This window comes from Avibacterium sp. 21-594 (genome assembly GCF_026226815.1).
Taxonomy (GTDB): Bacteria; Pseudomonadota; Gammaproteobacteria; order Enterobacterales; family Pasteurellaceae; genus Avibacterium; species Avibacterium avium.
Map to the genome: position 1 here is coordinate 469,076 of NZ_JAKKOC010000001.1, position 26,615 is coordinate 495,690.

Below are 26,615 nucleotides of genomic sequence, written 5' to 3' on the forward strand. Positions count from 1 at the left end.
AGAGTTGAAACTTAAAATGACAAAAACCAATCCAAATGCACCTGTCGAGGTGGAAAGTAAAGCGAAGCAGGCATTTGTCGGCTTGCAAATGTTGTTTGTGGCCTTTGGCGCGTTAGTGCTTGTGCCGTTAATTACAGGGCTAGATGCCAACACCGCCTTATTAACCGCTGGCGTAGGGACATTACTTTTCCAATTATGCACAGGCAAACAAGTGCCAATTTTTCTGGCGTCTTCCTTTGCATTTATTGCACCAATCCAATATGGCGTGGCCACTTGGGGCATTGCGGTAACAATGGGTGGACTTGCCTGCACGGGCTTGGTGTATTTCGCACTGAGTACCTTAGTTAAACTAAGAGGTGCAGAAGCGCTGCAAAAAGTGTTCCCGCCTGTAGTGGTGGGGCCTGTGATCATTATTATCGGTATGGGCTTAGCGCCTGTGGCGGTAGATATGGCGTTAGGCAAAAATTCTGCCTATGAATACAATGATGCGGTACTCGTTTCAATGGTTACCTTGCTGACTACCCTTTCTGTTGCGGTGTTTGCGAAAGGCATTATGAAATTAATCCCGATTATGTTTGGGATCACCGCAGGTTATGTGCTGTGCTTATTTTTAGGCTTAATCAATTTCCAACCTGTACTAGATGCACCTTGGTTCAGCCTGCCAAATATCACCACACCAGAATTTAAACTGGAAGCGATTTTATATCTCTTACCTATCGCTATTGCACCTGCGGTTGAACACGTTGGTGGTATTATGGCGATTAGCTCGGTAGCAGGTAAAGATTTCCTAAAAAAACCAGGGTTACACCGCACTTTATTGGGTGATGGCGTGGCAACCACTGCGGCTTCATTATTAGGTGGACCACCAAATACCACTTATGCTGAAGTGACTGGCGCGGTGATGCTAACACGCAACTTCAATCCAAATATTATGACTTGGGCAGCCGTATGGGCGATTGCTATTTCTTTCTGTGGAAAAGTGGGCGCATTCCTTTCCACCATTCCAACTATCGTGATGGGCGGCATTATGATGTTGGTGTTCGGCTCGATTGCTGTTGTGGGAATGAGTACCTTAATCCGTGGTAAAGTTGATGTTACCGAAGCGCGCAATCTGTGCATTATTTCCGTGGTGATGACCTTTGGTATCGGTGGAATGTTCGTGAACTTCGGCGAAATTTCACTAAAAGGCATTAGTTTATGTGCGGTTGTGGCGATTATTCTTAACTTGATTTTACCGAAAGCGAAAGATCAGGTCGAAATTCAAGAATAAAATTCCACCAAATTCAACGCAGAAAATAGGGGTAGGCTTTATTTATCCCTATTTTTTTTGTATATTCTTACCGCACTTTAGTTTACGAACACATTGGTTATTAGATTTGCAGTTACCGCTTCCCATTCATCAAATTGATGAAGAAACCCTTGAGAATTTTTATGCCGACAATAATTTATTGTTGCTGGATTCCTTGCATAAAAATTTTGCAGATCCGAAACAGCAGTTTTTCTACGTTTGGGGATCGGAAAGTAGCGGAAAAACGCACTTGCTAAAAGCCTGCTCAAATGAATTTTTAGTGCAGCAACGCCCCTCTATTTATGTGCCATTGAGCAAATCGCAATATTTCTCCCCAGAAGTGCTAGAAAATTTAGAACAGCAAGATTTAGTTTGCCTAGATGATATTCAATCGGTGATCGGCAATGATGAATGGGAACTGGCCATTTTTGACCTGATTAACCGTATGCGCGAACAAGGGCGTGGCATTTTGCTCATCAGTGCCAACCAATCTCCCAATGCATTGCCCGTGAAATTACCTGACTTGGCTTCACGCTTATCTTGGGGGGAAAGTTACCAGCTTGCCTCATTAACGGATGAACAAAAAATTAATGTATTACAACAAAAAGCTCATTCTCGTGGCATTGAATTGCCTGATGAAACGGCTAACTTTCTGCTTAAACGCCTTGATCGCGATATGCACACCCTATTCCAAGCGTTGGCAGATTTAGACAAAGCTTCTTTACAGGCACAACGTAAACTCACCATTCCTTTTGTGAAAGAGATTTTGCAGCTATAAATTTGCCACAAAATCTCACCGCACTTTTTGTTTCAGCGTGCTTTCCGCATTTTTAGGCTTGTACCCTTTCTTTAAGATCCACAGCAAAACGTTTTGGCACTAAAAATAACGCAGGAATAACAAAAATTGCCATTAGCACAAAACTCATTTGTGCCGAATAAGGATAAACAATACCTGAAATAAAGGTAAATAACGCCATCATAATACAGCTGGAACTCGCAAAATAAATACTTTGCAATTTTGGAATCATCTCACTTGGTTGAGAAGTAATATAGCGAATGATAGCCAAATGCCCCATTGCATAAGTGAATGCGTGCAGAATCTGCGCAAACATCAACAAACTGAGATCCGTTGTATAAGCAATGGTTAGCCAACGAATAATGGCGGCGGTTGCGGAAAAAATCGTTAAATAATGGATTTTCCAATTTTTCAGTAAGCCTTTAGAAAAATAGAAAAAGATAATTTCCGCAATCACCCCTAAACTCCATAGCAAACTAATTGATGACGTGCTAATACCATTCCCAGACCAATAAATCGTACCATAAGCATAGCAAGCCGCGTGAGATCCTTGAATTAACGCGGTGGCAATCACCATTCTCAACGTGGTTGGATTTTTTAATAGCTCTAAATAGCGTACTGACGAAATATTTTTTTCCTGCTGATCTTCTTGAAAGCGCTGAGTAGGATTAAGGCTAATTCCCAATCCCCAAAATACCAAATAGCCAATAATAATACCGATAATCGCACTCTCACCTAGCCAACCAAGCAAATAGCCTGCAGTCATTGATCCCACCACAAAGGCAAAAGATCCAAAGAGTCGGCTTTTTCCATAATCCATTCCTAACTGGCGATGCCAGCTTGCGGCAATGGTATCGCACACGGGCATAATCGCACCATTTAACATATGAAATACGGCTAAAATCGGCAACAATAGCCAAACAGACTTCACCGCCCAACTCACCGCAAGCAACACCGCCACACTCAACCAAGTAAGCAAGCGTGTTAATGGAATAAGTTGGTCGAGATGACGTAAATTTTTGGTAAATGCGATCGCGCCAGCAAAACGGCATAAATACCCCAATGAAATCAAACTACCAATTAATTCCATATCATAGCCGTATTGCTGCAACCAAATCGGCAAAAACGGAACAATCACGCCATAAGCGCAATAAAAACCAAAGAAATTAAAAGATGACCACTGAAAAGGTGTGAGTTTCAACATAATTCATTATAAAAAATCCAACGTACGCTTATTATACGTTCGACTACGGGATATCTAAAGGGGATTATGATAAGAAAAAAGTGCGGTGAAATTTTTTGCATTTTTTCACCGCACTTTTGCTTTATTATTTAGAAATGAATTAACGCCACGCTTTGTATTGGTTGATTAAGCCGTTGGTTGAGCTATCGTGGCTGGTGATTTCGTTGTTGTTTTCAAGCTCTGGTAAAATGCGGTTGGCGAGCTGTTTGCCAAGCTCTACGCCCCATTGGTCAAAGCTGAAAATGTTGAAGATTACACCTTGAGTGAAGATTTTGTGTTCATACATTGCAATTAATGCCCCTAAGCTAAATGGCGTGATTTTTTGCAATAAAATTGAGTTGGTTGGTTTGTTACCAGTGAACACTTTAAATGGTACAATCTCTTTCACTTCATCAAGGGATTTACCCGCTTTGACAAATTCCGCTTCCACTTCTTCTTTGCTTTTACCGAAAGCAAGAGCTTCAGTTTGGGCGAAGAAGTTAGACAATAATTTCAGGTGATGATCTGAAAGTGGGTTGTGAGTTTGCGCTGGAGCAATGAAATCACAAGGAATTAAAATTTTCCCTTGGTGAATTAATTGATAGAACGCGTGTTGTCCATTTGTACCCGGCTCACCCCAGATAATTGGGCCAGTTTGGTAATCCACCACTTTACCATCACGCCCTACATATTTTCCGTTTGATTCCATATTACCTTGTTGGAAATAGGCGGCAAAGCGGTGTAAATATTGGTCATAAGGCAAAATAGCTTCTGTTTGCGCGCCAAGGAAATTGGTGTTCCATAAGCCCACTAAGGCTAATGTTGCAGGAATATTTTCTGTAAGCGGGGCATTGCGGAAATGTTTATCCATTTCGTGCGCCCCCGATAACAAGGCTTCAAAGTTTTCAAAGCCGATAGAAAGGGCGATAGATAAGCCAATCGCTGACCATAAGGAATAGCGTCCGCCAACCCAATCCCAAAATTCAAACATATTTGCCGTATCAATGCCGAATTTTTCTACTTCTTTTGCGTTAGTTGAAAGTGCGGCGAAATGTTTTGCAATATGCGCTTCATCTTTCGCACTGGCTAAGAACCAATCACGCGCAGAATTTGCGTTGGTCATTGTTTCTTGCGTAGTGAAGGTTTTTGATGCAACTAGCACCAGCGTGGTTTCTGGATTCACTTTTTTCAATGTTTCAGCGATATGTGTGCCATCTACATTAGAGACAAAGTGCATTGTCAGGTGATTTTTGTAAGGGCGTAAGGCTTCAGTAACCATATAAGGCCCTAAATCTGAACCGCCGATACCAATATTAATCACATCAGTAATGGCTTTGCCTGTATAGCCTTTCCATTCCCCTGAAATAACACGATCGCAGAACGATTTCATTTTAGCAAGTACCGCATTCACTTCTGGCATCACATCTTTACCATCCACCAAGACAGGGGTATTTGAGCGATTACGCAATGCGGTGTGTAACACAGCACGGTTTTCAGTGCGGTTAATTTTTTCCCCGCTGAACATCGCTTCCGTTGCGGCTTGCAAGCCACATTCTTCCGCTAATTGACGCAATAGTCCTAAGGTTTCTTGAGTAAGATTATTTTTTGAATAATCCACTAAAATATCCTGATTAAAGGTTAAAGAATAATCTTTAAAACGGTTAGGCTCTTGCGCAAATAATTGTTGAATAGTGGTTTCGCCTAGATTGTTTTTATGTTGTTCTAAGGCTTTCCACGCTTGCGTGCTGGTTGGGTTGATGTTTTTCATTTGAGTTTCCTTTTATTAAGTTTAATTAAAAAATTAATCAATATATTCCGTCAAAACTCGTGGGGTGAGTTTTGTTATTAATTCATAACTTAAAATGCCACTTATTGCTGCGATTTCTTCAATAGGTAATTCCTTACCCCATAAGATTACTTCGTCCCCCACTTGATCCTGGCTGTCTTGACCAAGATCCACAGTGAGCATATCCATTGATACTCTGCCCACAATTGGCACACGACGTCCATTAAGATAAACCGGAGTACCTTGTGGCATATCTCTTGGATAGCCATCTCCATAGCCAATGGCAACAACACCAATTTTGGTATCTTGTTCGCTCACCCATTTTCCACCATATCCTACGGGTTCGCCTTTTTTATGATTACGCACGGCAATCAGCGATGAAGTGAGTGTCATCACAGGCATTAAGCCGTATTCTTGACTTGGTACGTTATTCGGTGAAATGCCATATAAAATAATACCGGGGCGAATCCAATCTAAATGCGCTTCGTGCCAAAATAAAATGCCACCTGATGCCGCAATACTACGCTCCCCTGCTCTATTTTCGGTAGCTTGAAGAAAGGCGTTAAGTTGTTTTTTCGTGTAATCAGATTCTAATTCATCAGCACGGCTAAAATGGCTGACAAAACCAAAGTGCGGTTCAATATTTGGACATTTTTCAAGGGCTTGGCAAAATGCTTCCACTTCATCTAAGGCAACACCAAGGCGGTGCATTCCTGTGTCAATTTTAAGCCAGACTTTAATCGGGTTAGGTAAATCGGCTTGCTGTAAGGCTTCTAATTGTTCTTTGTTATGCACGATAGTTTGGATATTATTTACCGCAATAATCGGCAAATCTTTGGCGCGGAAAAAGCCTTCTAATAATAAAATGGGCTTGGTAATGCCGTTGGAACGCAGCGTCAACGCTTCTTCTAAACGCGCCACACCAAAGCAATCGACCAATTCTTCCAACACGGGCGCCACAAACGCCACGCCGTGTCCATAGGCATTGGCTTTTACCACTGCGATCACTTTGCTATGTGGCGCTTTTTGTTTGATCACTTCGATATTGTGTCTTAATGCGTGCGAACTAATTTTTGCTGTTGCAGGTTTTACATCAATCATAATGCCTACTCGTGAATATATTCTGGTTGATCTTTAAGGTTGTCAAAACGGGAAAATTGTCCGTTAAATTTCAACCGCACTTTACCAATTGGGCCATTACGTTGCTTACCGATAATAATTTCCGCAATGCCTTTTTCTTCCGAATTATCGTTATACACTTCATCGCGATAAATAAACATAATCAAATCCGCATCTTGTTCAATGGAGCCTGATTCACGCAAATCCGAGTTTACTGGGCGTTTATCCGCGCGATTTTCCAAGGTACGGTTAAGCTGAGAAAGGGCTATCACTGGCACTTCCAGCTCTTTGGCTAAGGCTTTCAAAGAGCGTGAAATTTCTGCAATTTCTAAGGTACGGTTATCAGAAAAGGCTGGCGCACGCATTAACTGCAAGTAATCCACCATAATGAGGCTCAAGCCACCGTGTTCACGGTATATCCGTCTTGCACGAGAACGTAATTCAGTTGGCGTTAGGCCTGAAGAATCGTCAATATACAAATTTGGGTTTTGCTTAAACAAACCAACACTGCTAGCGATTTTCGACCAATCTTCATCATCTAATCCCTGTCCAGTACGAATTTTGGTTTGATCAACGCGTGAAAGAGAAGCGATTGTACGCATCATAATTTGTTCTGATGGCATCTCTAAACTAAACACCAACACAGGTTTATCCGATTCTAACGCCGCATTTTCGCACAAGTTCATTGCAAAGGTGGTTTTCCCCATTGATGGACGCGCGGCAATAATAATTAAATCAGAAGGTTGCAAGCCTGCTGTTTTGCGATCGAGATCGAAAAATCCTGTACTCACCCCTGTTACCCCATTATTGTGTTCAGATTGGCTTAAAAGCTGAATTTTTTGTACTGTTCCGCGTAAAATATCCACCACATTTTCTGGCCCTTCACCTTGCGTGGTACGCTTTTCTGCAATGCTAAACACTTCGCGTTCGGCATCATCAAGAATTTCTTTAACATCTCGCCCTTTGGTTTGATAGCTCATTTCAGCAATTTTGTTACTGGACGCAATCAGCTCACGCAAAATGGCTTTTTCGCGTACAATATCCGCATAAGTCAGCACGTTCGCTGCACTTGGCGTATTTTTTGAAAGCTCGGCTAAATAGGCAAAACCGCCCACTTCTTCACTCACGCCAGCGGCTTTCAAGGTTTCATCTAAGGTTAAAAGATCCACAGGTTTATTGTTGCGGATCAAATTCATTATGTGTTGAAAAATTAAACGATGCTCAAAGGTATAAAAATCTTCGGCAATAATACGCTCAGATACGGCGTCCCAATGGGCATCTGTCAGCAACATACTGCCGATGACCGCTTGTTCTGCTTCAATGGAATGAGGGGGAATGTTAATCTGCTCAACTTTTTTATCTTTCGAGCTTGAGGGGTATTGTTTCGCCATAAATCCGTTTTTGATTACGATAAAAATTTATGCCTATCATATACCAAATTGCGGGGAGAATTAAGAAAAAGAAAAGGGGATTTTATTTCTGATCAAAAGAAAACCGCAACCTTGGCTGTTCGCTCAAAGTGCGGTTATTTTTTCTCAAATTTTTATCGTTTGCTTTTTAAGCGAAAGCAAAATGATGGATTATTCCAACGCCAACAAGGCAAAGGTCGCAAGCCAATGCGCGCCGCTGTAATGGCTGCCGACAACGTGATCTAAGCTTGCTTGAAGATGCTCTTGAATGGCATTTTTAAGCATAGTTTGTAAGGCGTGATCCGCTGGTAGCGCTTTCGCGATGTGTTTGAAACACCACGAACGGCTGAGATTTAAGCCATCTAAATGGGCAATTTTTGGATCAGCGCGATCGCTCACTTCTGCTGGACTTAGCAAGGTGTTGAGCTGTTGTTCAGGCAAGAACTCGGCAAACCAAGCTGGGAAATCCGCTAACACTTTGCTCATTAATAAGGCTTCCGTTAATGCGCCTGAAAGATAATCGTCCCCTGCGGGTTCATAATTGGCTGGGTAATTTTTATCTTGGCGATAATAACGTTCAGTTGCCTGTAAAATGGCATTTTCCAATTCTTGATCCTGCATTGCTCTTGCATAATCCAACGCCAAAACAAGCGCAAAGGCGGTGTTAAAATGCGTTCCAACACGAATTGGATAGCTTAATTTACCTAGATAATCGAGTAATTTTTGGCGAATATCCAAGGTGAGCGGTTGCAATAATTCATACCATTGCTCTGCTTGCGGTAAGTCGGATTGTTTAAGCTCTTGAGCAAGTGCCAAGATCCACGCATAACCATAAGGACGTTCAAAAGACGCACGGAATGGTGCGTGAAAATAAGCCAACTCGTGCGCTACATTTTCCACCGTGAAATGTTCGGCGAATAATTTTTCGATCTCCGCTTTGCTGTCTAAATTAGGATAAATTTTTACACAGCGTAATAAAAGCCAATAACCGTGTACCGCGGAATGCCAGTCAAAACAACCGTAAAAAATCGGGTGTAGCTGACGCGGCGATTGCACATCGGCTTCAGAATTAAGCAGGTGCATTATATGATTTGGATATTCTTGACGTAAAAATTGCAAGGGCATATTGGCAAATTCAGCCGCCTGTTGTTGAGTGAGTTTCATACTTGCTCCCTAAAAAATAATGAAATACATCAGAATAATATTGGCAATCAAAATAGATACCGCAGAAGGAATCTGCACTTTGATCACTTGATATTTATCTTTTAATTCTAACAATGCAGCAGGCACGATATTAAAGTTTGCAGCCATTGGGGTCATTAATGTACCGCAATAGCCCGCATACATACCAATCGCAAACAACGGTGCTGGATCAGCATTATGCATCGTCACTAAAAATGGCAAGGCAATCCCCGCACTTAGCACTGGGAAAGCAGCAAAGGCATTACCCATAATCATTGTGAAGAGAGCCATTCCTAAGCAATAAGTGGCAACGAGTAAGAAGCGATTGTTTGGATCGATAAACAAGCTCACCACTTTTTGCACCGATTCTCCAGTGTTCGCCGCCACGAATACGCCGCCTAACATTGCCAACATTTGCGGTAAAATTGCTGCCCAGCCAATGGTGTCCACCAAACGTCTAGATTGGCTAACTGCTTGCAATGGTGAACCGCCGGTAAGTTTCCAACCTGCTAATAATGCGGTGATACAAGCTAAACATAAGGCGGCAAGGGTGAGATATTTTTGATCAAGCAAGAATACCCCACCGATAGACACACCTTTCAGGAAGATCGTTCCGATTACTGTGACCACAGGAATCAACACTGCAGGCAAGAATAACCAGTTTTTCAATTTATTTGAAGAAGCTTCACGTTGCGCATCAGTTGCCATTGGGTATTCCCCTTTACCAACCAAGCCAAATCCAGCCAATAACGCAATAACAATCACAACGGCGCCAACAATGCGGTAAGTGAGAGCTTTTCCTAAGGTTGCGATCATTAAATCGCTAAATAAGAAAATACTACCAAATAAGAACCAGAAAAGTGCGGTGGTAAATCGTTTAGCATTTGCTTTATCGCGTAATGTCATTACCACAAGCATCATCACAATAATGCCAATTAAATAATAAACGGAATTAATGCTGATTAAGGTCATTTGCTCGCCTCCTCTGTTGCTTTACCTGTTTGGGCTTGCCACGCCAATACATCGCGATGAATACTCGCATCAAGGCGTACAAGGCGGAACATATGAATCACTAATGCCGCAATCGCCGTTGGAATTGCCCATAATCCAATGTGTAATGGTTCTACACTGGTGATACCGTTTTCTTTCAAGAAAGCATCAATCAGCAATACCGCACCAAAGGCAATAAAAATATCTTCTCCAAAAAATACGGCAATATTGTCGCAAGCGGCGGAATGGGCTTTGATTTTATCGCGAATATGTTGTGGTAAATCACCATATTTATTGACCGCTGCCCCTTCTGTCATCGGTGCAAGCAAAGGACGAACGGTTTGCGCATGTCCCCCTAAAGACATCAAACCTAATGCTGCGGTGGCTTCACGCATAACAAAATAAAGCATTAAAATACGTGCTGAAGTAACACTTGCCATTTTCGCCACCCAAGCCTGAGCGCGTTCTTTCAAGCCGTAATATTCTAATAATCCAATAACCGGCAAAATAAGTAGAAATGTGGCAAGAGAGCGGCTGTTGATGAATTTCTCACCGAAGGTTTCTAGCAACAAACCAAAATCCATTCCCACCATTAAACCTGTGGCTAAACCTGCAGCAACCACCACAAGCAGGGGGTTAAAACGTAAGGCAAACCCAATAACAACAATGGGAATACCTACAAGAGGAAGTAGCGTTGCGCTATCCATAAATCAGACCTCCATAACATAGGATAAAAAGAAAAAAACGATGAATAATCAATCGTTTCTCAAGCAATATATGGAAATGTAAAAAAATTGTAAACAAAGATTAATGAAATTAGCGATCTAGATCACATTTTTAAACAAAAAAGTGCGGTGAAAAATCACCGCACTTTTTACGATTAAGGCGTATAGTAAGTGGCAGAACCTGGGCCAACAGGTAAGCCAAAGACAAATACCCATACGAAGAACAAGGCTGACCAAGCAATTAAGAATGCAATAGAATATGGTAACATCATTGAAACGATAGTTCCCACGCCCGCATCTTTTCTATATTTAATCACTGTAGCCATAATCAAGCCGAAATAGCTCATCATTGGTGTGATAATGTTGGTAACAGAATCCCCAATTCGATATGCAGCTTGAATCACTTCTGGTGCATAACCTGCTAGCATTAACATTGGCACAAAAATCGGTGCAGTTACCGCCCATTGCGCTGATGCCGATCCAATCATTAAGTTAATGAAAGCACAAATTAAGATAAAGCCGATAAATAATAAACCACCGTGTAAACCTAATTCATTCAAGAAATTAGCGCCTTTAACTGCGATGATCTGACCAATGTTTGTCCAGCTAAAGAAGGCGATAAATTGTGCGGCAAAGAAAATAATTACTAAATAAAGGCCTAATGAACTCATTATTTCTGCCATTGCATTGACGACATCTTTATCGCTACGGATTGTTTTTACCACCACGCCATAAACAATACCCGGAATGGCAAATAATACGAAAATAAATACAACAATAGATTTTAAGAATGGGGAACCCGTCACTAAGCCTGTGGTTGGATTACGCAAAATACCATTTTCTGGCACAACGCTTAACGCAAGTAATACGCAGCAGACTAAGAAAGCTAAACCAGCAAATAATAGCCCTTTGCGTTCTAATGGGGTAACGCTAGCTGAGCGTTGTTCATCAATTTCATCTTGACTTAATGAACCTTTATATTCACCAAGTTGTGGTTCAACCACTTTTTCTGTAATAAGATAACCAATAATCGCAATGATGAACGTACTAACAAACATAAAATACCAATTAGCTTCTGCGCCTACCGTATAATTCGGATCAATTATTTGCGCTGCTTGTTGCGTAATCCCAGCTAATAATGGATCGATGGTACCTAATAGCAAGTTGGCAGAATAGCCGCCCGATACCCCTGCAAAAGCAGCAGCCAGACCTGCTAATGGGTGACGCCCTAAAGAATGGAAAATAATCGCCGCTAATGGAATTAATACTAAATAGCCTAATTCCGCTGCCATATTCGACATAATCCCAGCAAAAACTACCGCTAATGTGGTGAGTTTGCGTGGTGCTTTTAATACCACCAAACGCATTGCCGCAGAAATTAAACCTGATTTCTCCGCAATACCCACACCAAGCATTGCTACTAACACCGTACCAAGTGGTGCAAAGTTGGTAAAGTTTTTCACTAAATTAGTGAGAATTTTGATTAACCCTTCTTGGTTTAGCAAACTCACCACATAGATGACTCCATCAGCACTACGGCCTTTGGCGCCCTCAGGACGAGGATCTAATGCAGAAATGCCAAAATACTCCCCTAATGCGGAAGCGAGCAATAATAAAGTAATTAAAATAACAAATAATGTTACGGGGTGAGGCAGGGCATTCCCTAGCCATTCAACGGTTCGTAGAAACTTACTTCCCTTGGGTGGAGTTTTCGCTACTGTCATATCTTACCTCATCTAGGTTATTAACAAAAAATCAACAATCTTTAACTTAATGATTTTTGAATAAAAAATCTACCCCAATTATAGAACAAAATGGCATAACATATAAAACTAGGGGCTGTAGTAGATTAGCAACAATGCTATACTACAAAAATGAAGATAACATATTGTAAATTAAAGAAATCCATACAGAAAAAACTGCTTGAGTTTTTTGTCGCAGAAGTTACTGCAAGAACAGCAGCAAATTTGCTAGATATTCAACCGAATACAGCCGCTTTGTTCTACCATAAAATCAGGCTTGTGATTGGCTATCATTTATCCCTTGAAGTTAACGAGATTTTTGAGAGGGAAATTGAACTAGACGAAAGCTATTTTGGTGGTCATCGAAAGGGAAAACGAGGACGAGGAGCGGCTGGAAAAGTTGCTGTTTTTGGGTTACTAAAACGACAAGGAAAGGTATTTACTGTTGTGGTTGAAAACACCAAGAGTGAAACATTACTCCCTGTTATTAAAAGAAAAATCAAGCCTGATAGCTGGGTTTATACGGACACTTATCGCAGTTATGATGCGCTTGATGTGAGTGAATTTCACCACGAACGAATCAATCATTCCGAGCTATTTGCGGTGAAACAAAATCATATTAATGGCATTGAAAATTTTTGGAATCAGGCGAAGCGGATACTGCGAAAATATAATGGAATTAACCGAAAAAACTTTCCTTTATTCTTGAAGGAATGTGAATTTCGGTTTAACTTTGGGACACCAAAAGAGCAGTTAAAAATATTGCGAAAATGGTGTGAAATTTAGGGCTAATCTACTACAGCCCCTAAAACTAATATAATATTTAAGAATTTAAAAGCGCTAAACAACAAAAAAGTGCGGTAAAAATTACCGCACTTTTTTCCGTTTAGTAGCCTTCACTTAACATATTTGGCAAAAATTGTTTTTGCGTAATACGTTTAACGCGAGTTTTGATTTGGCCATCAGAATATAACTCTAACTCGCGCCAGCCCGGCTGTAATGTGTCTAGCGCAAAAGTATTACTATCTGGCTTAAATTGAATGCTAGTGGACGGGGTAGCCATTACTTGGTAGCCTTGCCATTGACTATCAACCGCTTGATGAATATGGCCGTACAAAATCCCCTTTACATTCTTAAATGGCAATAGCACATTGGCAAGCTCTAAGGCGTTGCGTAAATTATGCTGATCCAACCAAGCAGAATTAGTCGATAAAATATGGTGGTGCAACACAATTAATGCATAACGTTGTGGGTATGCCTTTAATTTTTCCACTAAAAAATCTAACTGCGCAGGTTCTAATTGTCCGTGTGGAACACCAGATACTTGACTATCAAGCATAATAATCTGCCAATGTTCACCCAATAAAAGATGTTTCGCGGGACTTAGCTGTCCATTATTATGATTGAGTATCTCGAACATTTTCGGCTGAAAATCGTGGTTGCCCGGTATCCAAAATACGGTTTTGCCTAGTTTTTGTACGCTTTGACAAAATCTTAGATAGCCTTCATTACTGCTATCTTGCACTAAATCGCCTGTGGCTAGCACAAGATCGTAATTGAACTCACTTTGTTTAATTTCCTCCAAGACTTGATTAAAACTAGCCTGCGTATTAATCCCTAGTAATTCTCCATTTTCATCATTAAATAAGTGAGGATCTGTGATCTGAATCAAACGTACAACGTCTTCGTTTGTTGAATGTGTATAAGTATCGATCAAAATACCTTCTCCTCTTTGTCAAAATAAATGCAAAAGCATTAATAAGTTACGGATTTGAAAAAAAATTGCACTATAAAAATCCTAAAAATGCTTAGCGGATCATATTTTATGCTGAAATTTCTGTTAAAAACTCGATCCAGCTCACATTTTTTCCCATTCTTTTTGCAAAGAGAGATAATTTAATTGCAACCAAAGTAATCCGGTAACCGCTAATCCGTTATCAATCTTGCCATTACAAACCCACTCGTAAGCAGTTTGACGCGGAATAACGTGAACACGAATATCTTCATTTTCATCAGCCAAGCCGTGAATACCCTGTGCTTTTTGGCTATCTACTTTGCCGACAAATAAATGAATGCGTTCCACAATGCCCCCAGGGCTATCCCAAAAGCTCATCACTTCACGCAAATGTTCTACTTGTACGCCTGCTTCCTCTTGGCTTTCACGCTGCGCCACTTCATCGGGCTGCTCGCCTTCTTCCACCATACCTGCGATCAGTTCTAACAACCAAGGGGATTGGCTAAGCTGTGGATTATAAGCACCAATGCGCACCTGCTCCACCATTACCACGCTGTCGGCATCAGGATCATAAGCCACCACCACAGAAGCTGCGCCTTTCACCAGCAATTCACGGGTTACTACACCGCTTTCACCGCCAGCAAACAGCTTATGTTTAAAATAGACTTTCTTTAAATTAAAAAAACCGTTATAAAGCGGTTCTTCCTTGATAATTTCAATATCCTGTTGGGTAAATTGCTGTAAGTCAGACATCATTTTTCCTCGTATAAAATTTTGCTAAGAATACGCCAGTTTTTTACAAAAAAAAATGTAATTTTTCTGATTTTTGTTGAAAAATTTGACCTTGTTCACAAAACCTGTGAAAAATCGGCTAACTTTTCTTCAGGCGATCTGAGCTAACCAAGAATAACGCGATTACCATTAGCAAAATCGATCCAGAAAAGAGCAAAGTATTTACTGGGCTAGAATGATCCACAATGATTAAGCGCACCATTGCGGTGATCCCAATATATAAAAAATAACGCAATGGAAAGTGATAATCGGTTTTGAAGTATTTCACAATCAAAGCTAAAAACTCAAAATAAAGGAAATACACCACAATTTTTTCCACCAACAGATAAGAGGCTTCTTTTGATTGCTCAAATAACACAAGGGCTAGACCATAAGTTTCTTTCGCTAAAAACACGACCAAAATCAGTGCAAGCACTAAGAGAGAAATATTCAGCACCCATTGCAATAACGCCGAGATGCTTTGTGGAAAGAAACGTTTTTCACTCATTTTATTTTCCTTCTAAATAAAAAATCGCTCGAAAATTTCAGGTAATTGCTTGATTAATGTTGCTTTGCCTGCCACTTCTTGGTCTTGCCAAGATTGCACTAAAATCTCAGGGTTGAAATGCGCGCGCGCCTGCTCTGCCATTGGTAAATAGCTGATATGCCAAGGCTCATAACCAATTTCTAATCTCGCTGGCATTTGTGAAAAAGGAAAGGAAAAATCAAATTTCGCCACATTTTCTTGCAGCCACCCGCTGAGTTCAGCAAAATAACCGCCTTGCGTATATTCCCAAGGCTCAAGTTGTAATTTTTGATCTGCGGGCAATAAATCAGGATCAAAAATATCCACTTCCGTTCCCCAATGATGACGGCTGCCCCCTGGTAAGGCTGACCAACGTAAAATCGCTTGGCATTTTTCCCAATCAGAACAACAGGATAAATCAAGCGCTTGCCCTTCATCATTATGCACTTTACGTTTGCCGGCAAATTTATCATTCCAGATCATTTGCTGACGTTGGAAATCACGAAAGCTACTCGCAGGCTGTAAATTAAAGCCATTTTTCACCGCACTTTGTTGCAAGCCTTGAAATGCCTTTAACGCAGTGACTTCAAGAAAATGCTGATGAGAAAAAGGGCAAGGCAACGCCACTAAATGCTCACGGGATTTTCCCGTGAGTGTCGCTGCGTTAAATGGGCTTTTCATTCGCTATCCTTATCTAATAAATTCACGAGCATTTGCTGATATACTTCGCCTAGCGTAGCCAGATCTTGGCAACTTACACATTCATTGACTTTATGGATTGTGGCATTTAACGGCCCAAGTTCCACCACTTCCGCCCCCATTAAGGCAATGAAACGTCCGTCTGACGTGCCACCCCCCGTTTCAAGTGCGGGGGTAATTTTGGCAATTTTTTCAAGACTATCCACCACGGCATTCACCAGTTTACCCGGTTTTGTTAAAAATGGCTTGCCCGATAAATTCCATTCAATACGATAATCAAGCTGATGTTTTTTCAACATTTGTTCTACGGTTTGCTTGATTAGCTCGTCTGTTACTTCGGTGCAATAACGCAAATTAAACTGCACATAAAGCTCCCCAGGGATTACATTATTACTGCCTGTACCAGCTTGAATATTAGCAATCTGCAAACTGGTTGGCGGGAAGAATTCATTGCCCTGATCCCATTGGTAAGTGGTTAATTCTTTTAGGAAATCAACGGATTTATGAACAGGATTATCGGCTAAATGTGGGTAAGCAACGTGGCCTTGCACGCCTTGAATATGCAGATTGCCTGTAATGGAACCACGGCGGCCATTTTTCACAACATCGCCTAATTTCTCAGCACTTGAAGGCTCGCCAACCAAACAATAATCAATCGGCTCACCGCGTGCCATTAAGGTTTCCACTACCCGCACTGTGCCATCTTTTGCCGCCGCTTCTTCATCGGAAGTAATGAGCAAGGCAATCGTTCCCGCGTGATTTGGGTTAGCTTTCACATAATTTTCTGCCGCCACAACCATTGCTGCTAGCGAGCCTTTCATATCCGCCGCACCACGTCCATACAACATATCATCGACAATCTGGGCTGAAAACGGAGGATATTGCCATTGGCTCTCATCGCCCACTGGCACAACATCGGTATGCCCTGCAAAAGCCACCACGGGGCCTGTTGAGCCGCGCTTCGCCCATAAATTTAACGTATCATTAAAAGGCAACCACTCAATTTGAAACCCGAGTTTTTCTAAACGATCGGCAATTAGTTTTTGACAGCCTTGATCATCAGGGCTAATCGAAGGACGTTGGATCAGCTGTTGCGCTAAGGTAACGATTGTTTCTTTCATTGCTTAACCTTTCTTACTTACCAAAAGCTTCATCGTATGCCGTGGCATCAAAGCCGATTAACGCAATGTTCTCTTGTAAAATAATTGGGCGTTTAATCAACGTTGGCTGTTCAAATAACACCTCAAGTGCGGTGCTTTTTGACAGATTTTTTTTCACTTCATCAGTTAAATTACGCCAAGTCGTACTGCGTTTATTGACTAAATTTTCCCATCCAAATTGGTTTTCAGCCTTTTCCAACCAAGCCTTATCCAAGCCATCTACACGATAATCGTGCAAACGATGTTCAATGCCATTATCCGCCAACCATTTCAACGCTTTTTTCACCGTATCGCAATTTTTAATGCCATAAACTGTAATCATTTTTTGTCCTATGTTCTTTAATTAGCCAACGGGCGGACACACCGGCCCGCCCCTATATATTCATTATACTGATATAAAATTTATCTAAATGCTCCGTAGCTCCGTAGGGTGGGCTTTAGCCCACCAAAGGACGAAATCTCATCAAATGGTGGGCTAAAGCCCCCCTACTTCATATCCGCTTATTTCAACAAATACGCCTTTAACGTTGCAAAATCATTATCCATTTCATCGGAAAGCAATGGCAATTTGTTGTGCTTATCCAAAGCTTCTGGCAATGGTAATTCGGTGGATAAAATTCGCTCTACGCTTTCTTTGAATTTTGCTGGATGTGCGGTGCAAAGGAATAAGCCTGTTTCACCAGCTTGTAAATCTTGTTTTAACACGCCGTAGGCGATCGCACCGTGCGGTTCGCATAGATAGCCTTGCTCGTTCATTGCTTGCAAGGTGTGTTCAGTTTGCTCATCACTCATTGCGGCGGAATGAAGCTCTGACAATGCCCAGCCGTTGCGTTTGAAGAGTTCTTCTACACGAGGCCAGTTATTTGGGCGGCTAACGTCCATTGCGTTTGATAGGGTTGCCACGGTGTCATTTGGCGACCATTCGCCCGTACTTAAATAGCGTGGTACGGTGTCATTGGCGTTGGTAGCTGCGATGAAACGTTTGATCGGTAAGCCCATTGTTTTCGCGATAAGCCCCGCTGTGAGGTTGCCGAAGTTACCACTTGGCACAGAAACCACGATGTTTTCACGCTCGGCTTTAGGGAGTTGTGCCACCGCTTCAAAATAATAGCAAACTTGGGCTAATAAACGGCTAATATTAATGGAGTTGGCCGAATTTAAGCCGATAGCTTGGCGAAGTTCTGCATCATCAAAGGCTTGTTTAACGAGGGCTTGGCAGTCGTCAAAATCACCGTTAATGGCAACAGTTCGGATATTTCCGCCTAGGGTGCAGAATAATTTTTCTTGTAATGGGCTGATTTTACCTTTTGGATACAAAATCACCACATCGATGTTTTCTAAACCATAGAATGCGTGCGCCACTGCTGCACCAGTATCCCCTGATGTTGCCGTTAAAATAGTGATTTTTCCATCGCCACGCACGGCAGCAAGGGCTTGTGCCATAAAACGTCCGCCAAAATCTTTAAAGGCAAGAGTTGGGCCGTGGAATAATTCTAAGGCGTAAATATGATCTGCCACTTTTTCTACTGGTGCAGGGAATGTAAAGGCATTTTTTACCAGTTGAGCCAGTTTATCCGCTGGAATTTCATCACCAATTAATGCCCCTAGGATTTTCTCGCTACGCTCAACCAAAGGTAGCTCAAGCAAGGCGTCAATGTTATCTAAGTGCGGGATAATTTCAGGGAAAAATAGCCCTTGATCTTTGCCTAGCCCTTGACGTACTGCTTGGGCGAAATTGACTTGTTCTTCGGGGTGTTTGATGTTGTATAAATTCATAGTTGTTCCGTTTTGGGGTTGGTTAATATTCTTTGTTTAAAATTCTTTCATTTTTAATGATGTATAACAAGTTTCGCTCGTTGAGCGACCTACTTTCTTTTGCTTGCTCAAAAGAAAGTAGGCAAAGAAAAAAGCACCCGACCAACCCGCTTTTTCCTCATTCCAATAAAATTTTCTTAACGAAAAGTAAGCCCATACTCGCTACGCTGCGTTCAGGCGTTACTTTTCTAAAAATTTTATTTTCATTCGGGCGGTTTGCACGGGGATTTTAATCCTTTTACCTATAACGAATTTTGCTCGTTAAGCAACTTATTTTCTTTTGTGTTCCCAAAAGAAAGTAAAGAAAAGGGAACTCCGATCAAATTACTCTTCCTCATTTCGACAAAATTTTTTGACGAAAAGTAAGCCTGATGTTCACTTCGCTCTCGCTCGGCGTTACTTTTCTAAAAATTTTATCTCCATTCGGGCGGTTTGGACGGGGATTTTTACTCCCTTTCACTTTATTATCTGCTTTACAAAAGCGGTAAAAGTTACCTTGTTTTGCAGATAATATTGCTTTTATAGTTTTACTTCCATTTGGGCAATTTTTAACCCAATTCTCTTGCACCTTGGTTATCTACTTTACAAACGTGGACGAAGCCTTCGTTGTTTTGTAGATAATGGTTTTCCAAATAGGTGGCCACTTTGCTGGCAGTGTTTAAATCTGGTGCGATGGCGAACATTGTTGGGCCTGATCCTGAAATGCCAGAAGCCAGTGCGCCAAGATCGCGTACCGCTTGTTTAACTTCAGCGAAATTTGGTAATAGCGCTTCACGATAAGGTTCTGCAATCACGTCTTTCATCATATAGGCAGCCAAAGCTTCTTGTTGCGTGTGGCACGCGTGAACGAAACTGCCTAAATGACGGCCGTGTGTAATTACATCTTGACGTGTGTAGCTCTTCGGCAAAATGGCTCGTGCCTCTGAGGTGGAAACCTCAATTCCTGGGTAAGCTAACACCCAATACCAGTTATCAAAAAATGGCAACTGCTGACAAATATTGCCGAGCGATTGTACCATTAATTGCACGCCACCTAAATAACAAGGGGCGACGTTGTCATAATGGATTGAGCCAGAAATCCGCCCTTCCAGTTCGCCCATCATTTCCAATAATTCCATTTTGGAAAAAGGTTCATCGTGGAATTTGTTTAATGCCACCAAAGCAGCCACAATGGAACAAGCACTTGAGCCAAGCCCTGAGCCAATCGGCATATTTTTTTCGAGCGTGAGGCGGAGAGGCTTCACGGTGCCGTTGCGTAATTTTAAGCGTTCGCTAAAAAGCACATAGGCTTGATACACAATATTTTTTTGCGGCTCTTTTGGCAATTTACGCACAAAATAGCCCGCACTTTCTAGCTCAAAGCCTTGGCTGATCGCCTCCACTTGCACCACATCGCCCAATAATGAGCCATCAATTGGGGACACCGCCGCCCCCAATGTATCAAAACCAACACTGATATTCGCACTAGATGCAGGGGCGTAAATTCGTAACATAAATGCTCCTTAATGATGTAATGTTCTTAAAATATCAGCGAAAATTCCTGCCGCTGTAACGGCATTGCCTGCCCCGTAGCCACGCAATAATAATGGGATTGGCTGATAGTAGCGAGTATAAAATGCTAAGGCATTTTCACCATTTTTTACTTTATACAGTGGATCATCTTGCCCTACCTCTACAATCGACACTTTGCATTTGCCGTTTTCAATTTGTCCAACATAACGCAGTACTTTGCCCTCTGCTTTCGCTTTTTCCACGCGAGCTTTAAATTCTGCATCAAGCTGTGGCAACATTGCCATAAATTCGTTAACTGATTTGCCTTCCGCAAAACCTTTTGGCAGCACGCCCTCCACTTCCACATCACTTAATTCGAGTTGTAATCCCACCTCACGGGCTAAAATTAACAACTTGCGTGCCACATCTTGCCCAGACAGATCATCACGAGGATCAGGTTCAGTAAAGCCTTTTTCCCGTGCTAGCGTGGTAACTTCGGATAATGATAAACCTTCTTCCAATTTGCCAAAAATAAAGGAAAGTGAGCCTGATAAGATCCCGCTGAAGCGGATTAACTCGTCCCCTGCGGCAAGCAAATTTTGCAAGTTCTCAATTACTGGCAATCCCGCCCCCACATTGGTTTCATACAAGAATTTATGTTGGCTTTTACGCGCATTTTCACGCAATAAATTATAATAAGCGAGTTCACGCGTGTTGGCTTTTTTATTTGGCGTAACCACGTGGAAGCCCTCACTTAACGCACGGGCATACAAGCCTGCAACACTTTCCGCCGAGGTGCAATCCACAAACACAGGATTAACAACGTGATGTAATTTAATGAAAGAAAGTAGCACATCAAAATCCGATGGCTGAGTGGCGTTTTCTAAATCTTCCTGCCAGTGATCGAGATTTAACCCGTTCTCATCTAACAGCATTTTATTCGAATTTGCTATCGCACAAACTCGAATTTCAATGTCCTTTTTTGCTAAATAATCTCGCTGATTTTTCACCTGCTCAATTAATTCGCTACCTACACCACCTACCCCAACGAGAAAAATATCCACCACTTTTTTGTTATTAAAAAGGGCTTGGTGCGTTGCTTTCACCGCTTCAATGGCTTTATTTTGTGGCACGACGGCAGAAATAGAACGCTCAGAAGATCCTTGTGCAATCGCCACAATGCTGATATTTGCTTGTGCTAATGCGGAAAAGAAATGGGCGGCAATCCCTTTCGCTTGACGCATTCCCTCGCCCACTACGGAGATGATGGAAAGATCTTTGATCACTTCGATTTCTTCTAAATCTTGATTTTTCAGTTCTTGGGCAAATTCCACTTCCAACGCATTTTTTGCCACCTCTGCCGCTTTCACTGGCACACAGAAACTAATGCTGTATTCAGAAGAAGATTGGGTAATTAAAATCACCGAAACGCCAGCTTTTGACATTGTAGAGAACACGCGAGCGGCCATTCCCACCATTCCTTGCATTCCCGGCCCTGACACATTAAACATCGCCAAATTATCAAGGTTGGTGATCCCTTTTACTTGTAATTGTTCTGATTGTGCATTGCTGTCAATGATTGAGCCTTTGGCATCTGGATTGCCCGTATTTTTAATTAAGCAAGGAATATTGGCTTGTGCTAATGGCCCAATGGTGCGTGGGTGAATCACTTTCGCCCCGAAATAAGAAAGTTCCATTGCTTCACGGTAAGAAAGACTTGGCAATAAACGCGCATCAGGCACAAGTCGTGGATCACAGGTAAATACGCCGTCCACATCCGTCCAAATCTCACACACTGAGGCATTTAAACAGGCAGCAAGGCACGCGGCGGAATAATCCGAGCCATTACGCCCGAGTAAAACAAGTTCCCCTTTCTCATTGCCCGCAGTAAAGCCTGCCATTAACACTACATTTTTCGGCGGAATGCTTGCTGCATCAATGCGTTTGGTGGATTCTTCAATATCCACCGAAGATTCTAAATACCCACCCTGAGCCAATAATTTTTCCACAGGATTAATCAGGGTAACTTGGTAGCCACGGGCTTCAAACCAGGCTTTCATCATTGCAATGGATAATTTTTCCCCACGGCAATCAATGGTGGCTTTTACCGCATCGTCCAGCACACCTTTGGCACGAATTTCTGCTAATAATTCTGCAATTTGGGCAAATTCTGCGTCAATCACGGCTTTACAGCCTGCGAGATCAAAATTCTCATTTTCGGCATATAAGCCATTAATAATGGTATAGAAAATTTCAAGTGCTTGATTAAAATCGGTATCGGTCGGAAGGTTTTGACTGGCTTTTTCAGAAAGGGCGACAAGGTAATTTGTGATCTTGGCAGGGGCGGATAACACACCCGCTGCTTGCTCTTCTAAATGAGCCTTTTCGATCAATCTTGCCGCTTGCGAAAAGCGTTCTGGATTGGCAAGAGAAGTGCCACCAAATTTTAAAACACGCATAGAAATCTCCTAAATATAATGTTGTGAATATAAAAAATCCTTATAAAAAAACCCGCACTTTATAATGCGGGTTTTCTGTGATCCTGTTTTTAACGCACTAACCCGCCCCATTCATCATAATAATGGTAATCATGGTGGTGGTAATCATTGCGATTGTGCGTTGCATTGTGCTTCAATTTCCTTACAAAAATGAGTGCTGTTAGAAATACCGAAATTTTAACGGCTTGTCAAACAGAAAATGAATAATATAGAATAAATTTCTGTATTTTTTCCAAATTAATAAAAATAGGTCATCATTCAATGGATATTCAACAAAATCTGCAACAGGTTCAGCAACAAATTCAACAAGCCTGCCAACAGGCCAATCGCACTATTTCAGAGGTTAGCCTACTGGCGGTGAGCAAAACCAAGCCCGTTGAGGCTATTTTGCACGCCTACCAAGCAGGGCAACGGCAATTTGGCGAAAACTATGTGCAAGAAGGCGTAGAGAAAATTCAGCATTTTGAGGGACAAAACGTAGATTTGGAATGGCATTTTATCGGGCCGCTACAATCGAATAAAAGCCGTTTAGTGGCGGAACATTTTGATTGGATACAAACACTTGATCGCGCCAAGATTGCCGATCGTCTTAATGATCAGCGTCCCCATTACAAAAAACCGTTGAATGTGCTGATTCAAATTAATATTAGCGATGAAAGCAGTAAATCAGGTATTCAACCTGCGGAAATGCTCGATTTGGCAAAACACATCAAAAACCTACCGCACTTATGTTTGCGTGGGTTAATGGCAATTCCTGCGCCAACAGATGATATTCATCAGCAAAAACAAGCCTTTATGCAAATGCAGCAGCTTTTCCAACAGCTTAAACGCGCGCTGCCTGAATGCCAAATTGACACCCTTTCAATGGGAATGTCTGATGATCTCACCAGTGCCATTGAATGCGGTGCGACAATGGTACGCGTTGGCACGGCGATTTTCGGTGCAAGGGACTATAGCAAATAAGCGAAATTTAAGACAAAACTCTGTAATGCTTTTTCCCCCTAATTATGGCATAATGCCTAGAATTTTTGATGATTGGAGATGATTATGCGAATTTTACATACAATGTTACGCGTGGGCGATTTAGATCGTTCGATTAAATTTTATCAAGATGTGTTAGGTATGCGTTTATTACGTACCAGCGAAAACCCAGAATATAAATATACCCTTGCCTTTTTAGGTTATGACGATGAAGACAAAGCTTCTGTGCTTGAATTAACCTACAACTGGGGCGTACACGAATACGATCTGGGCAATGCTTATGGGCATATCGCTATCGGCGTGGACGATATTTATGCCACTTGCGAAGCCGTTCGCCAAGCAGGCGGAAAAGTTACTCGTGAGCCGGGTCCAGTAAAAGGCGGCAAAACAGTGATTGCCTTCGTGGAAGATCCTGATGGTTACAAAATCGAGTTTATCGAAAATAAAAATGCGCAAGCTGGATTAGGCAACTAAGCTAAAATAATTTGTTAAAAAGTGCGGTGGAAATTTTCGCAAATTTTACACCGCACTTTTTATCTCACCTTTGATCTGATAGTCCATAATGTTATGACAACAAGCGAACCAATTAATTATAATTTGCTGAAAAACCGCTTTCGTGGCTACTTGCCCGTGATTATTGATGTAGAAACCGCAGGCTTTAACGCAAAAACTGATGCGTTGCTCGAAATCGCCGCTATTACGGTAAAAATGGACGAAAATGGGTTCTTATTGCCCGATCAAAAGTGCCATTTTCATATTCAACCTTTTGAAGGGGCGAATATCAATCCTGATTCTCTCAAATTTAACGGCATTGATATTGATAACCCCTTACGCGGTGCGATTTCGGAAAATATCGCCATTAGCGAATTATTCAAAATGGTGCGTCAGGCGCAAAAACAAGCGGAATGCCAGCGTTCCATTATCGTGGCGCATAATGCCACCTTCGACCAAAGTTTCTTAATGGCGGCGGCTGAGCGGGTGCAAGCCAAACGCAATCCATTTCACCCCTTTGGAATGTTTGACACCGCCACATTAAGCGGATTTATGTTCGGTCAAACGGTACTGGTGAAAGCCTGCCAAGCGGCGAACATTCCTTTTGATCATAAACAAGCGCATTCCGCTTTATATGATACAGAACGCACCGCAGAATTATTCTGTTATATGGTGAACCATCTCAAACAATTAGGTGGTTTTCCCCATCAAATAGCAGAATAAGTGCGGTAATTTTTTTATAAATTTTTCTTTTTCTCTTAAATAAGGACAATGCAATGTTACTTTCCAATCCTGTTGTGATTTCTATCATTGTATTGCTTGCGTTAAGTTTATTGCGCATTAACGTGGTGATTGCTTTGATCATTTCCGCGCTAACCGCAGGCTTATGCAGCAATTTAACAATGAGCGAAACCATTCAAACCTTTACGGGTGGCTTAGGCGGCGGTGCTGAAGTGGCGATGAACTACGCCATTTTAGGGGCATTTGCTGTGGCGATTTCTAAATCAGGCATTACTGATTTGCTCGCTTTCAAAGTGATCCAAAAACTCGGCCATTCGCCAAACGGGCTTTCAATGGCGACATTTAAATATTTCATTTTGGCAGTGTTGGTGATTTTCTCCATTTCATCACAAAACTTATTGCCTGTGCATATCGCCTTTATTCCTATTGTGATCCCACCACTGCTCGCCATTTTCAATAAATTGAAAATTGACCGCCGCGCCGTAGCTTGTGTGCTGACATTCGGTTTAACCGCTACTTATATGCTCTTGCCAGTGGGATTCGGAAAAATCTTTATCGAAAGCATTTTGGTAAAAAATATCAACCAAGTGGGCGCGCCACTCGGCTTACATACCAGCGTTGGCGAAGTTTCCCTTGCTATGATGTTACCGGTGATTGGAATGATTTTAGGCTTACTCACCGCTGTGTTCATCACCTATCGCAAACCAAAAGAATATGCCGTTTCAGACAACAACCTCAGCACGCAAGAAATTGAACAGCATATTGCGAATATCAAACCGTTCCACGTTATCGCCAGCATTGTTGCGATTGTGGTTACTTTCGGTTTACAACTTTTCACTGATTCCACCATTATCGGCGGTTTAGCAGGTTTAATCATTTTCGCTGTTTGTGGCATTTTCAAACTCAAAGAAAGCAACGATATTTTCCAACAAGGCTTACGCTTAATGGCAATGATCGGCTTTGTGATGATTGCTGCATCAGGCTTTGCAGCGGTGATTAACGCTACTGGCGGCGTAACCCAATTAGTGGATACATTCAGCCAAGGTTTAGGCGCAGACAACAAAGGATTAGCCGCATTATTAATGTTAATTGTGGGCTTGTTCATCACAATGGGGATCGGATCGTCTTTCTCTACGGTGCCAATCATCACCTCTATTTATGTACCACTGTGTTTAACCCTTGGATTTAGCCCATTAGCCACGGTTTCTATCGTAGGCGTGGCAGCCGCACTTGGTGATGCAGGATCCCCTGCTTCCGACTCCACACTCGGCCCAACATCAGGCTTAAATATGGACGGCAAACACGATCACATTTGGGATTCTGTCGTGCCGACCTTTATTCACTACAACATTCCATTAATTATTTTCGGCTGGCTAGCTGCAATGTATTTATAAGCAATGTTAGATAGAAGATAGACAGAAAAAGGACATCACAAGATGTCCTTTTT

24 protein-coding genes are annotated in these 26,615 nt (G+C 41.9%); 7 read left to right on the forward strand and 17 right to left on the reverse strand.

Features of this window, described 5'->3' with window-relative positions; translation table 11 throughout:
* Nucleotides 1-16: 16 nt before the first annotated feature.
* Together L5B76_RS02195 and hda are read left to right on the forward strand one after the other, a co-directional pair.
* Nucleotides 17-1,270, forward strand: a complete 1,254-nt coding sequence (locus L5B76_RS02195) for a nucleobase:cation symporter-2 family protein (protein WP_265754068.1) — start codon at nucleotides 17-19, stop codon at nucleotides 1,268-1,270.
* A 106-nt stretch (nucleotides 1,271-1,376) separates the two neighbouring features.
* The gene (gene hda / locus L5B76_RS02200) at nucleotides 1,377-2,066 is read left to right on the forward strand and encodes a DnaA regulatory inactivator Hda (protein WP_228516112.1); all 690 of its coding nucleotides are present in this window, start codon (nucleotides 1,377-1,379) and stop codon (nucleotides 2,064-2,066) included.
* 52 nt (nucleotides 2,067-2,118) lie between these two features.
* Here the strand turns inward: hda and L5B76_RS02205 are convergent, their stop codons facing one another.
* The 8 genes from L5B76_RS02205 to L5B76_RS02240 form a co-directional block, all read right to left on the reverse strand.
* The gene (locus L5B76_RS02205) at nucleotides 2,119-3,288 is read right to left on the reverse strand and encodes a 3-phenylpropionate MFS transporter (RefSeq protein WP_265754069.1); all 1,170 of its coding nucleotides are present in this window, start codon (nucleotides 3,286-3,288) and stop codon (nucleotides 2,119-2,121) included.
* A gap of 139 nt (nucleotides 3,289-3,427) precedes the next feature.
* Entirely contained in the window at nucleotides 3,428-5,074 is a 1,647-nt protein-coding gene (gene pgi, locus L5B76_RS02210; protein ID WP_265754070.1) for a glucose-6-phosphate isomerase, read from the reverse strand.
* Nucleotides 5,075-5,107: 33 nt separating this feature from the next.
* On the reverse strand, nucleotides 5,108-6,190 hold the full coding sequence (gene alr, locus L5B76_RS02215) for an alanine racemase (RefSeq protein WP_265755508.1): 1,083 nt from the start codon (nucleotides 6,188-6,190) through the stop codon (nucleotides 5,108-5,110).
* A gap of 8 nt (nucleotides 6,191-6,198) precedes the next feature.
* Nucleotides 6,199-7,602, reverse strand: a complete 1,404-nt coding sequence (locus L5B76_RS02220; protein WP_194750087.1) for a replicative DNA helicase — start codon at nucleotides 7,600-7,602, stop codon at nucleotides 6,199-6,201.
* Nucleotides 7,603-7,791: 189 nt separating this feature from the next.
* Entirely contained in the window at nucleotides 7,792-8,784 is a 993-nt protein-coding gene (locus tag L5B76_RS02225; protein WP_265754071.1) for a DUF2891 domain-containing protein, read from the reverse strand.
* A 9-nt stretch (nucleotides 8,785-8,793) separates the two neighbouring features.
* Nucleotides 8,794-9,774: a DUF979 domain-containing protein gene (locus L5B76_RS02230; RefSeq protein WP_265754072.1), complete on the reverse strand. Its 981-nt coding sequence runs from the start codon at nucleotides 9,772-9,774 to the stop codon at nucleotides 8,794-8,796.
* Nucleotides 9,771-10,499, reverse strand: a complete 729-nt coding sequence (locus L5B76_RS02235) for a DUF969 domain-containing protein (RefSeq protein ID WP_194750084.1) — start codon at nucleotides 10,497-10,499, stop codon at nucleotides 9,771-9,773. Before L5B76_RS02235 ends, L5B76_RS02230 begins: the two co-directional genes overlap by 4 nt.
* A 173-nt stretch (nucleotides 10,500-10,672) precedes the next feature.
* Nucleotides 10,673-12,241 (reverse strand): AbgT family transporter, encoded by a 1,569-nt coding sequence (locus L5B76_RS02240; RefSeq protein WP_115249860.1) that lies wholly within the window; start codon nucleotides 12,239-12,241, stop codon nucleotides 10,673-10,675.
* Nucleotides 12,242-12,391: 150 nt separating this feature from the next.
* On the opposite strand from L5B76_RS02240, the gene L5B76_RS02245 reads away from it, so the two are divergent.
* Nucleotides 12,392-13,045, forward strand: coding sequence for an IS1595 family transposase (locus tag L5B76_RS02245; RefSeq protein WP_265754073.1), 654 nt, complete (start codon nucleotides 12,392-12,394; stop codon nucleotides 13,043-13,045).
* A gap of 100 nt (nucleotides 13,046-13,145) precedes the next feature.
* Here L5B76_RS02245 and cpdA read toward each other — a convergent pair whose 3' ends face one another.
* From cpdA to thrA, 9 genes are all read right to left on the reverse strand, one after another.
* On the reverse strand, nucleotides 13,146-13,976 hold the full coding sequence (gene cpdA, locus L5B76_RS02250) for a 3',5'-cyclic-AMP phosphodiesterase (RefSeq protein WP_115249861.1): 831 nt from the start codon (nucleotides 13,974-13,976) through the stop codon (nucleotides 13,146-13,148).
* Between the two features lie 141 nt (nucleotides 13,977-14,117).
* A complete protein-coding gene (gene nudF / locus L5B76_RS02255) occupies nucleotides 14,118-14,747 on the reverse strand; it encodes an ADP-ribose diphosphatase (protein WP_265754074.1) in 630 nt (209 codons plus the stop codon).
* A gap of 118 nt (nucleotides 14,748-14,865) precedes the next feature.
* On the reverse strand, nucleotides 14,866-15,273 hold the full coding sequence (psiE, locus tag L5B76_RS02260; RefSeq protein ID WP_103855565.1) for a phosphate-starvation-inducible protein PsiE: 408 nt from the start codon (nucleotides 15,271-15,273) through the stop codon (nucleotides 14,866-14,868).
* A gap of 12 nt (nucleotides 15,274-15,285) precedes the next feature.
* Nucleotides 15,286-15,972, reverse strand: coding sequence for a M15 family metallopeptidase (locus L5B76_RS02265; protein ID WP_265754075.1), 687 nt, complete (start codon nucleotides 15,970-15,972; stop codon nucleotides 15,286-15,288).
* Nucleotides 15,969-17,111 (reverse strand): succinyl-diaminopimelate desuccinylase, encoded by a 1,143-nt coding sequence (dapE, locus tag L5B76_RS02270; RefSeq protein WP_265754076.1) that lies wholly within the window; start codon nucleotides 17,109-17,111, stop codon nucleotides 15,969-15,971. The genes L5B76_RS02265 and dapE overlap by 4 nt, the downstream gene beginning before the upstream one ends.
* 13 nt (nucleotides 17,112-17,124) lie before the next feature.
* Nucleotides 17,125-17,472 (reverse strand): ArsC family reductase, encoded by a 348-nt coding sequence (locus tag L5B76_RS02275; RefSeq protein WP_265754077.1) that lies wholly within the window; start codon nucleotides 17,470-17,472, stop codon nucleotides 17,125-17,127.
* Nucleotides 17,473-17,651: 179 nt separating this feature from the next.
* Complete coding sequence (thrC, locus tag L5B76_RS02280; RefSeq protein WP_265754078.1) at nucleotides 17,652-18,926, reverse strand: threonine synthase; 1,275 nt, start codon at nucleotides 18,924-18,926, stop codon at nucleotides 17,652-17,654.
* A gap of 587 nt (nucleotides 18,927-19,513) precedes the next feature.
* Entirely contained in the window at nucleotides 19,514-20,458 is a 945-nt protein-coding gene (thrB, locus tag L5B76_RS02285; protein ID WP_115249866.1) for a homoserine kinase, read from the reverse strand.
* A 9-nt stretch (nucleotides 20,459-20,467) separates the two neighbouring features.
* Entirely contained in the window at nucleotides 20,468-22,915 is a 2,448-nt protein-coding gene (gene thrA, locus L5B76_RS02290) for a bifunctional aspartate kinase/homoserine dehydrogenase I (protein WP_265754079.1), read from the reverse strand.
* Nucleotides 22,916-23,215: 300 nt separating this feature from the next.
* On the opposite strand from thrA, the gene L5B76_RS02295 reads away from it, so the two are divergent.
* The 4 genes from L5B76_RS02295 (at nucleotide 23,216) to L5B76_RS02310 (ending at nucleotide 26,562) form a co-directional block, all read left to right on the forward strand.
* Entirely contained in the window at nucleotides 23,216-23,917 is a 702-nt protein-coding gene (locus tag L5B76_RS02295) for a YggS family pyridoxal phosphate-dependent enzyme (protein WP_265754080.1), read from the forward strand.
* Between the two features lie 84 nt (nucleotides 23,918-24,001).
* The gene (gene gloA, locus L5B76_RS02300; RefSeq protein WP_103852751.1) at nucleotides 24,002-24,409 is read left to right on the forward strand and encodes a lactoylglutathione lyase; all 408 of its coding nucleotides are present in this window, start codon (nucleotides 24,002-24,004) and stop codon (nucleotides 24,407-24,409) included.
* Nucleotides 24,410-24,502: 93 nt separating this feature from the next.
* Nucleotides 24,503-25,150, forward strand: a complete 648-nt coding sequence (gene rnt, locus L5B76_RS02305; RefSeq protein ID WP_103852759.1) for a ribonuclease T — start codon at nucleotides 24,503-24,505, stop codon at nucleotides 25,148-25,150.
* Between the two features lie 53 nt (nucleotides 25,151-25,203).
* Nucleotides 25,204-26,562 carry a Na+/H+ antiporter family protein gene (locus L5B76_RS02310; RefSeq protein ID WP_265754081.1) on the forward strand — a complete coding sequence of 453 codons (1,359 nt, stop codon included), beginning with the start codon at nucleotides 25,204-25,206 and terminating at the stop codon, nucleotides 26,560-26,562.
* The last annotated feature ends 53 nt before the right edge of the window (nucleotides 26,563-26,615 follow it).

Bases quoted from the DNA above. Each gene is read 5' to 3' on its own strand.
- L5B76_RS02220 (WP_194750087.1), bottom strand. From the start codon at position 7,602: ATGGCGAAACAATACCCCTCAAGCTCGAAAGATAAAAAAGTTGAGCAG.
- L5B76_RS02275 (WP_265754077.1), bottom strand. From the start codon at position 17,472: ATGATTACAGTTTATGGCATTAAAAATTGCGATACGGTGAAAAAAGCG.
- L5B76_RS02195 (WP_265754068.1), top strand. From the start codon at position 17: ATGACAAAAACCAATCCAAATGCACCTGTCGAGGTGGAAAGTAAAGCG.
- L5B76_RS02265 (WP_265754075.1), bottom strand. From the start codon at position 15,972: ATGAAAAGCCCATTTAACGCAGCGACACTCACGGGAAAATCCCGTGAG.
- thrB (WP_115249866.1), bottom strand. From the start codon at position 20,458: ATGTTACGAATTTACGCCCCTGCATCTAGTGCGAATATCAGTGTTGGT.
- psiE (WP_103855565.1), bottom strand. From the start codon at position 15,273: ATGAGTGAAAAACGTTTCTTTCCACAAAGCATCTCGGCGTTATTGCAA.
- L5B76_RS02295 (WP_265754080.1), top strand. From the start codon at position 23,216: ATGGATATTCAACAAAATCTGCAACAGGTTCAGCAACAAATTCAACAA.
- gloA (WP_103852751.1), top strand. From the start codon at position 24,002: ATGCGAATTTTACATACAATGTTACGCGTGGGCGATTTAGATCGTTCG.
- L5B76_RS02225 (WP_265754071.1), bottom strand. From the start codon at position 8,784: ATGAAACTCACTCAACAACAGGCGGCTGAATTTGCCAATATGCCCTTG.
- thrA (WP_265754079.1), bottom strand. From the start codon at position 22,915: ATGCGTGTTTTAAAATTTGGTGGCACTTCTCTTGCCAATCCAGAACGC.
- nudF (WP_265754074.1), bottom strand. From the start codon at position 14,747: ATGTCTGACTTACAGCAATTTACCCAACAGGATATTGAAATTATCAAG.
- pgi (WP_265754070.1), bottom strand. From the start codon at position 5,074: ATGAAAAACATCAACCCAACCAGCACGCAAGCGTGGAAAGCCTTAGAA.
- L5B76_RS02235 (WP_194750084.1), bottom strand. From the start codon at position 10,499: ATGGATAGCGCAACGCTACTTCCTCTTGTAGGTATTCCCATTGTTGTT.
- L5B76_RS02205 (WP_265754069.1), bottom strand. From the start codon at position 3,288: ATGTTGAAACTCACACCTTTTCAGTGGTCATCTTTTAATTTCTTTGGT.
- rnt (WP_103852759.1), top strand. From the start codon at position 24,503: ATGACAACAAGCGAACCAATTAATTATAATTTGCTGAAAAACCGCTTT.
- L5B76_RS02245 (WP_265754073.1), top strand. From the start codon at position 12,392: ATGAAGATAACATATTGTAAATTAAAGAAATCCATACAGAAAAAACTG.
- dapE (WP_265754076.1), bottom strand. From the start codon at position 17,111: ATGAAAGAAACAATCGTTACCTTAGCGCAACAGCTGATCCAACGTCCT.
- thrC (WP_265754078.1), bottom strand. From the start codon at position 18,926: ATGAATTTATACAACATCAAACACCCCGAAGAACAAGTCAATTTCGCC.
- L5B76_RS02230 (WP_265754072.1), bottom strand. From the start codon at position 9,774: ATGACCTTAATCAGCATTAATTCCGTTTATTATTTAATTGGCATTATT.
- L5B76_RS02310 (WP_265754081.1), top strand. From the start codon at position 25,204: ATGTTACTTTCCAATCCTGTTGTGATTTCTATCATTGTATTGCTTGCG.
- L5B76_RS02240 (WP_115249860.1), bottom strand. From the start codon at position 12,241: ATGACAGTAGCGAAAACTCCACCCAAGGGAAGTAAGTTTCTACGAACC.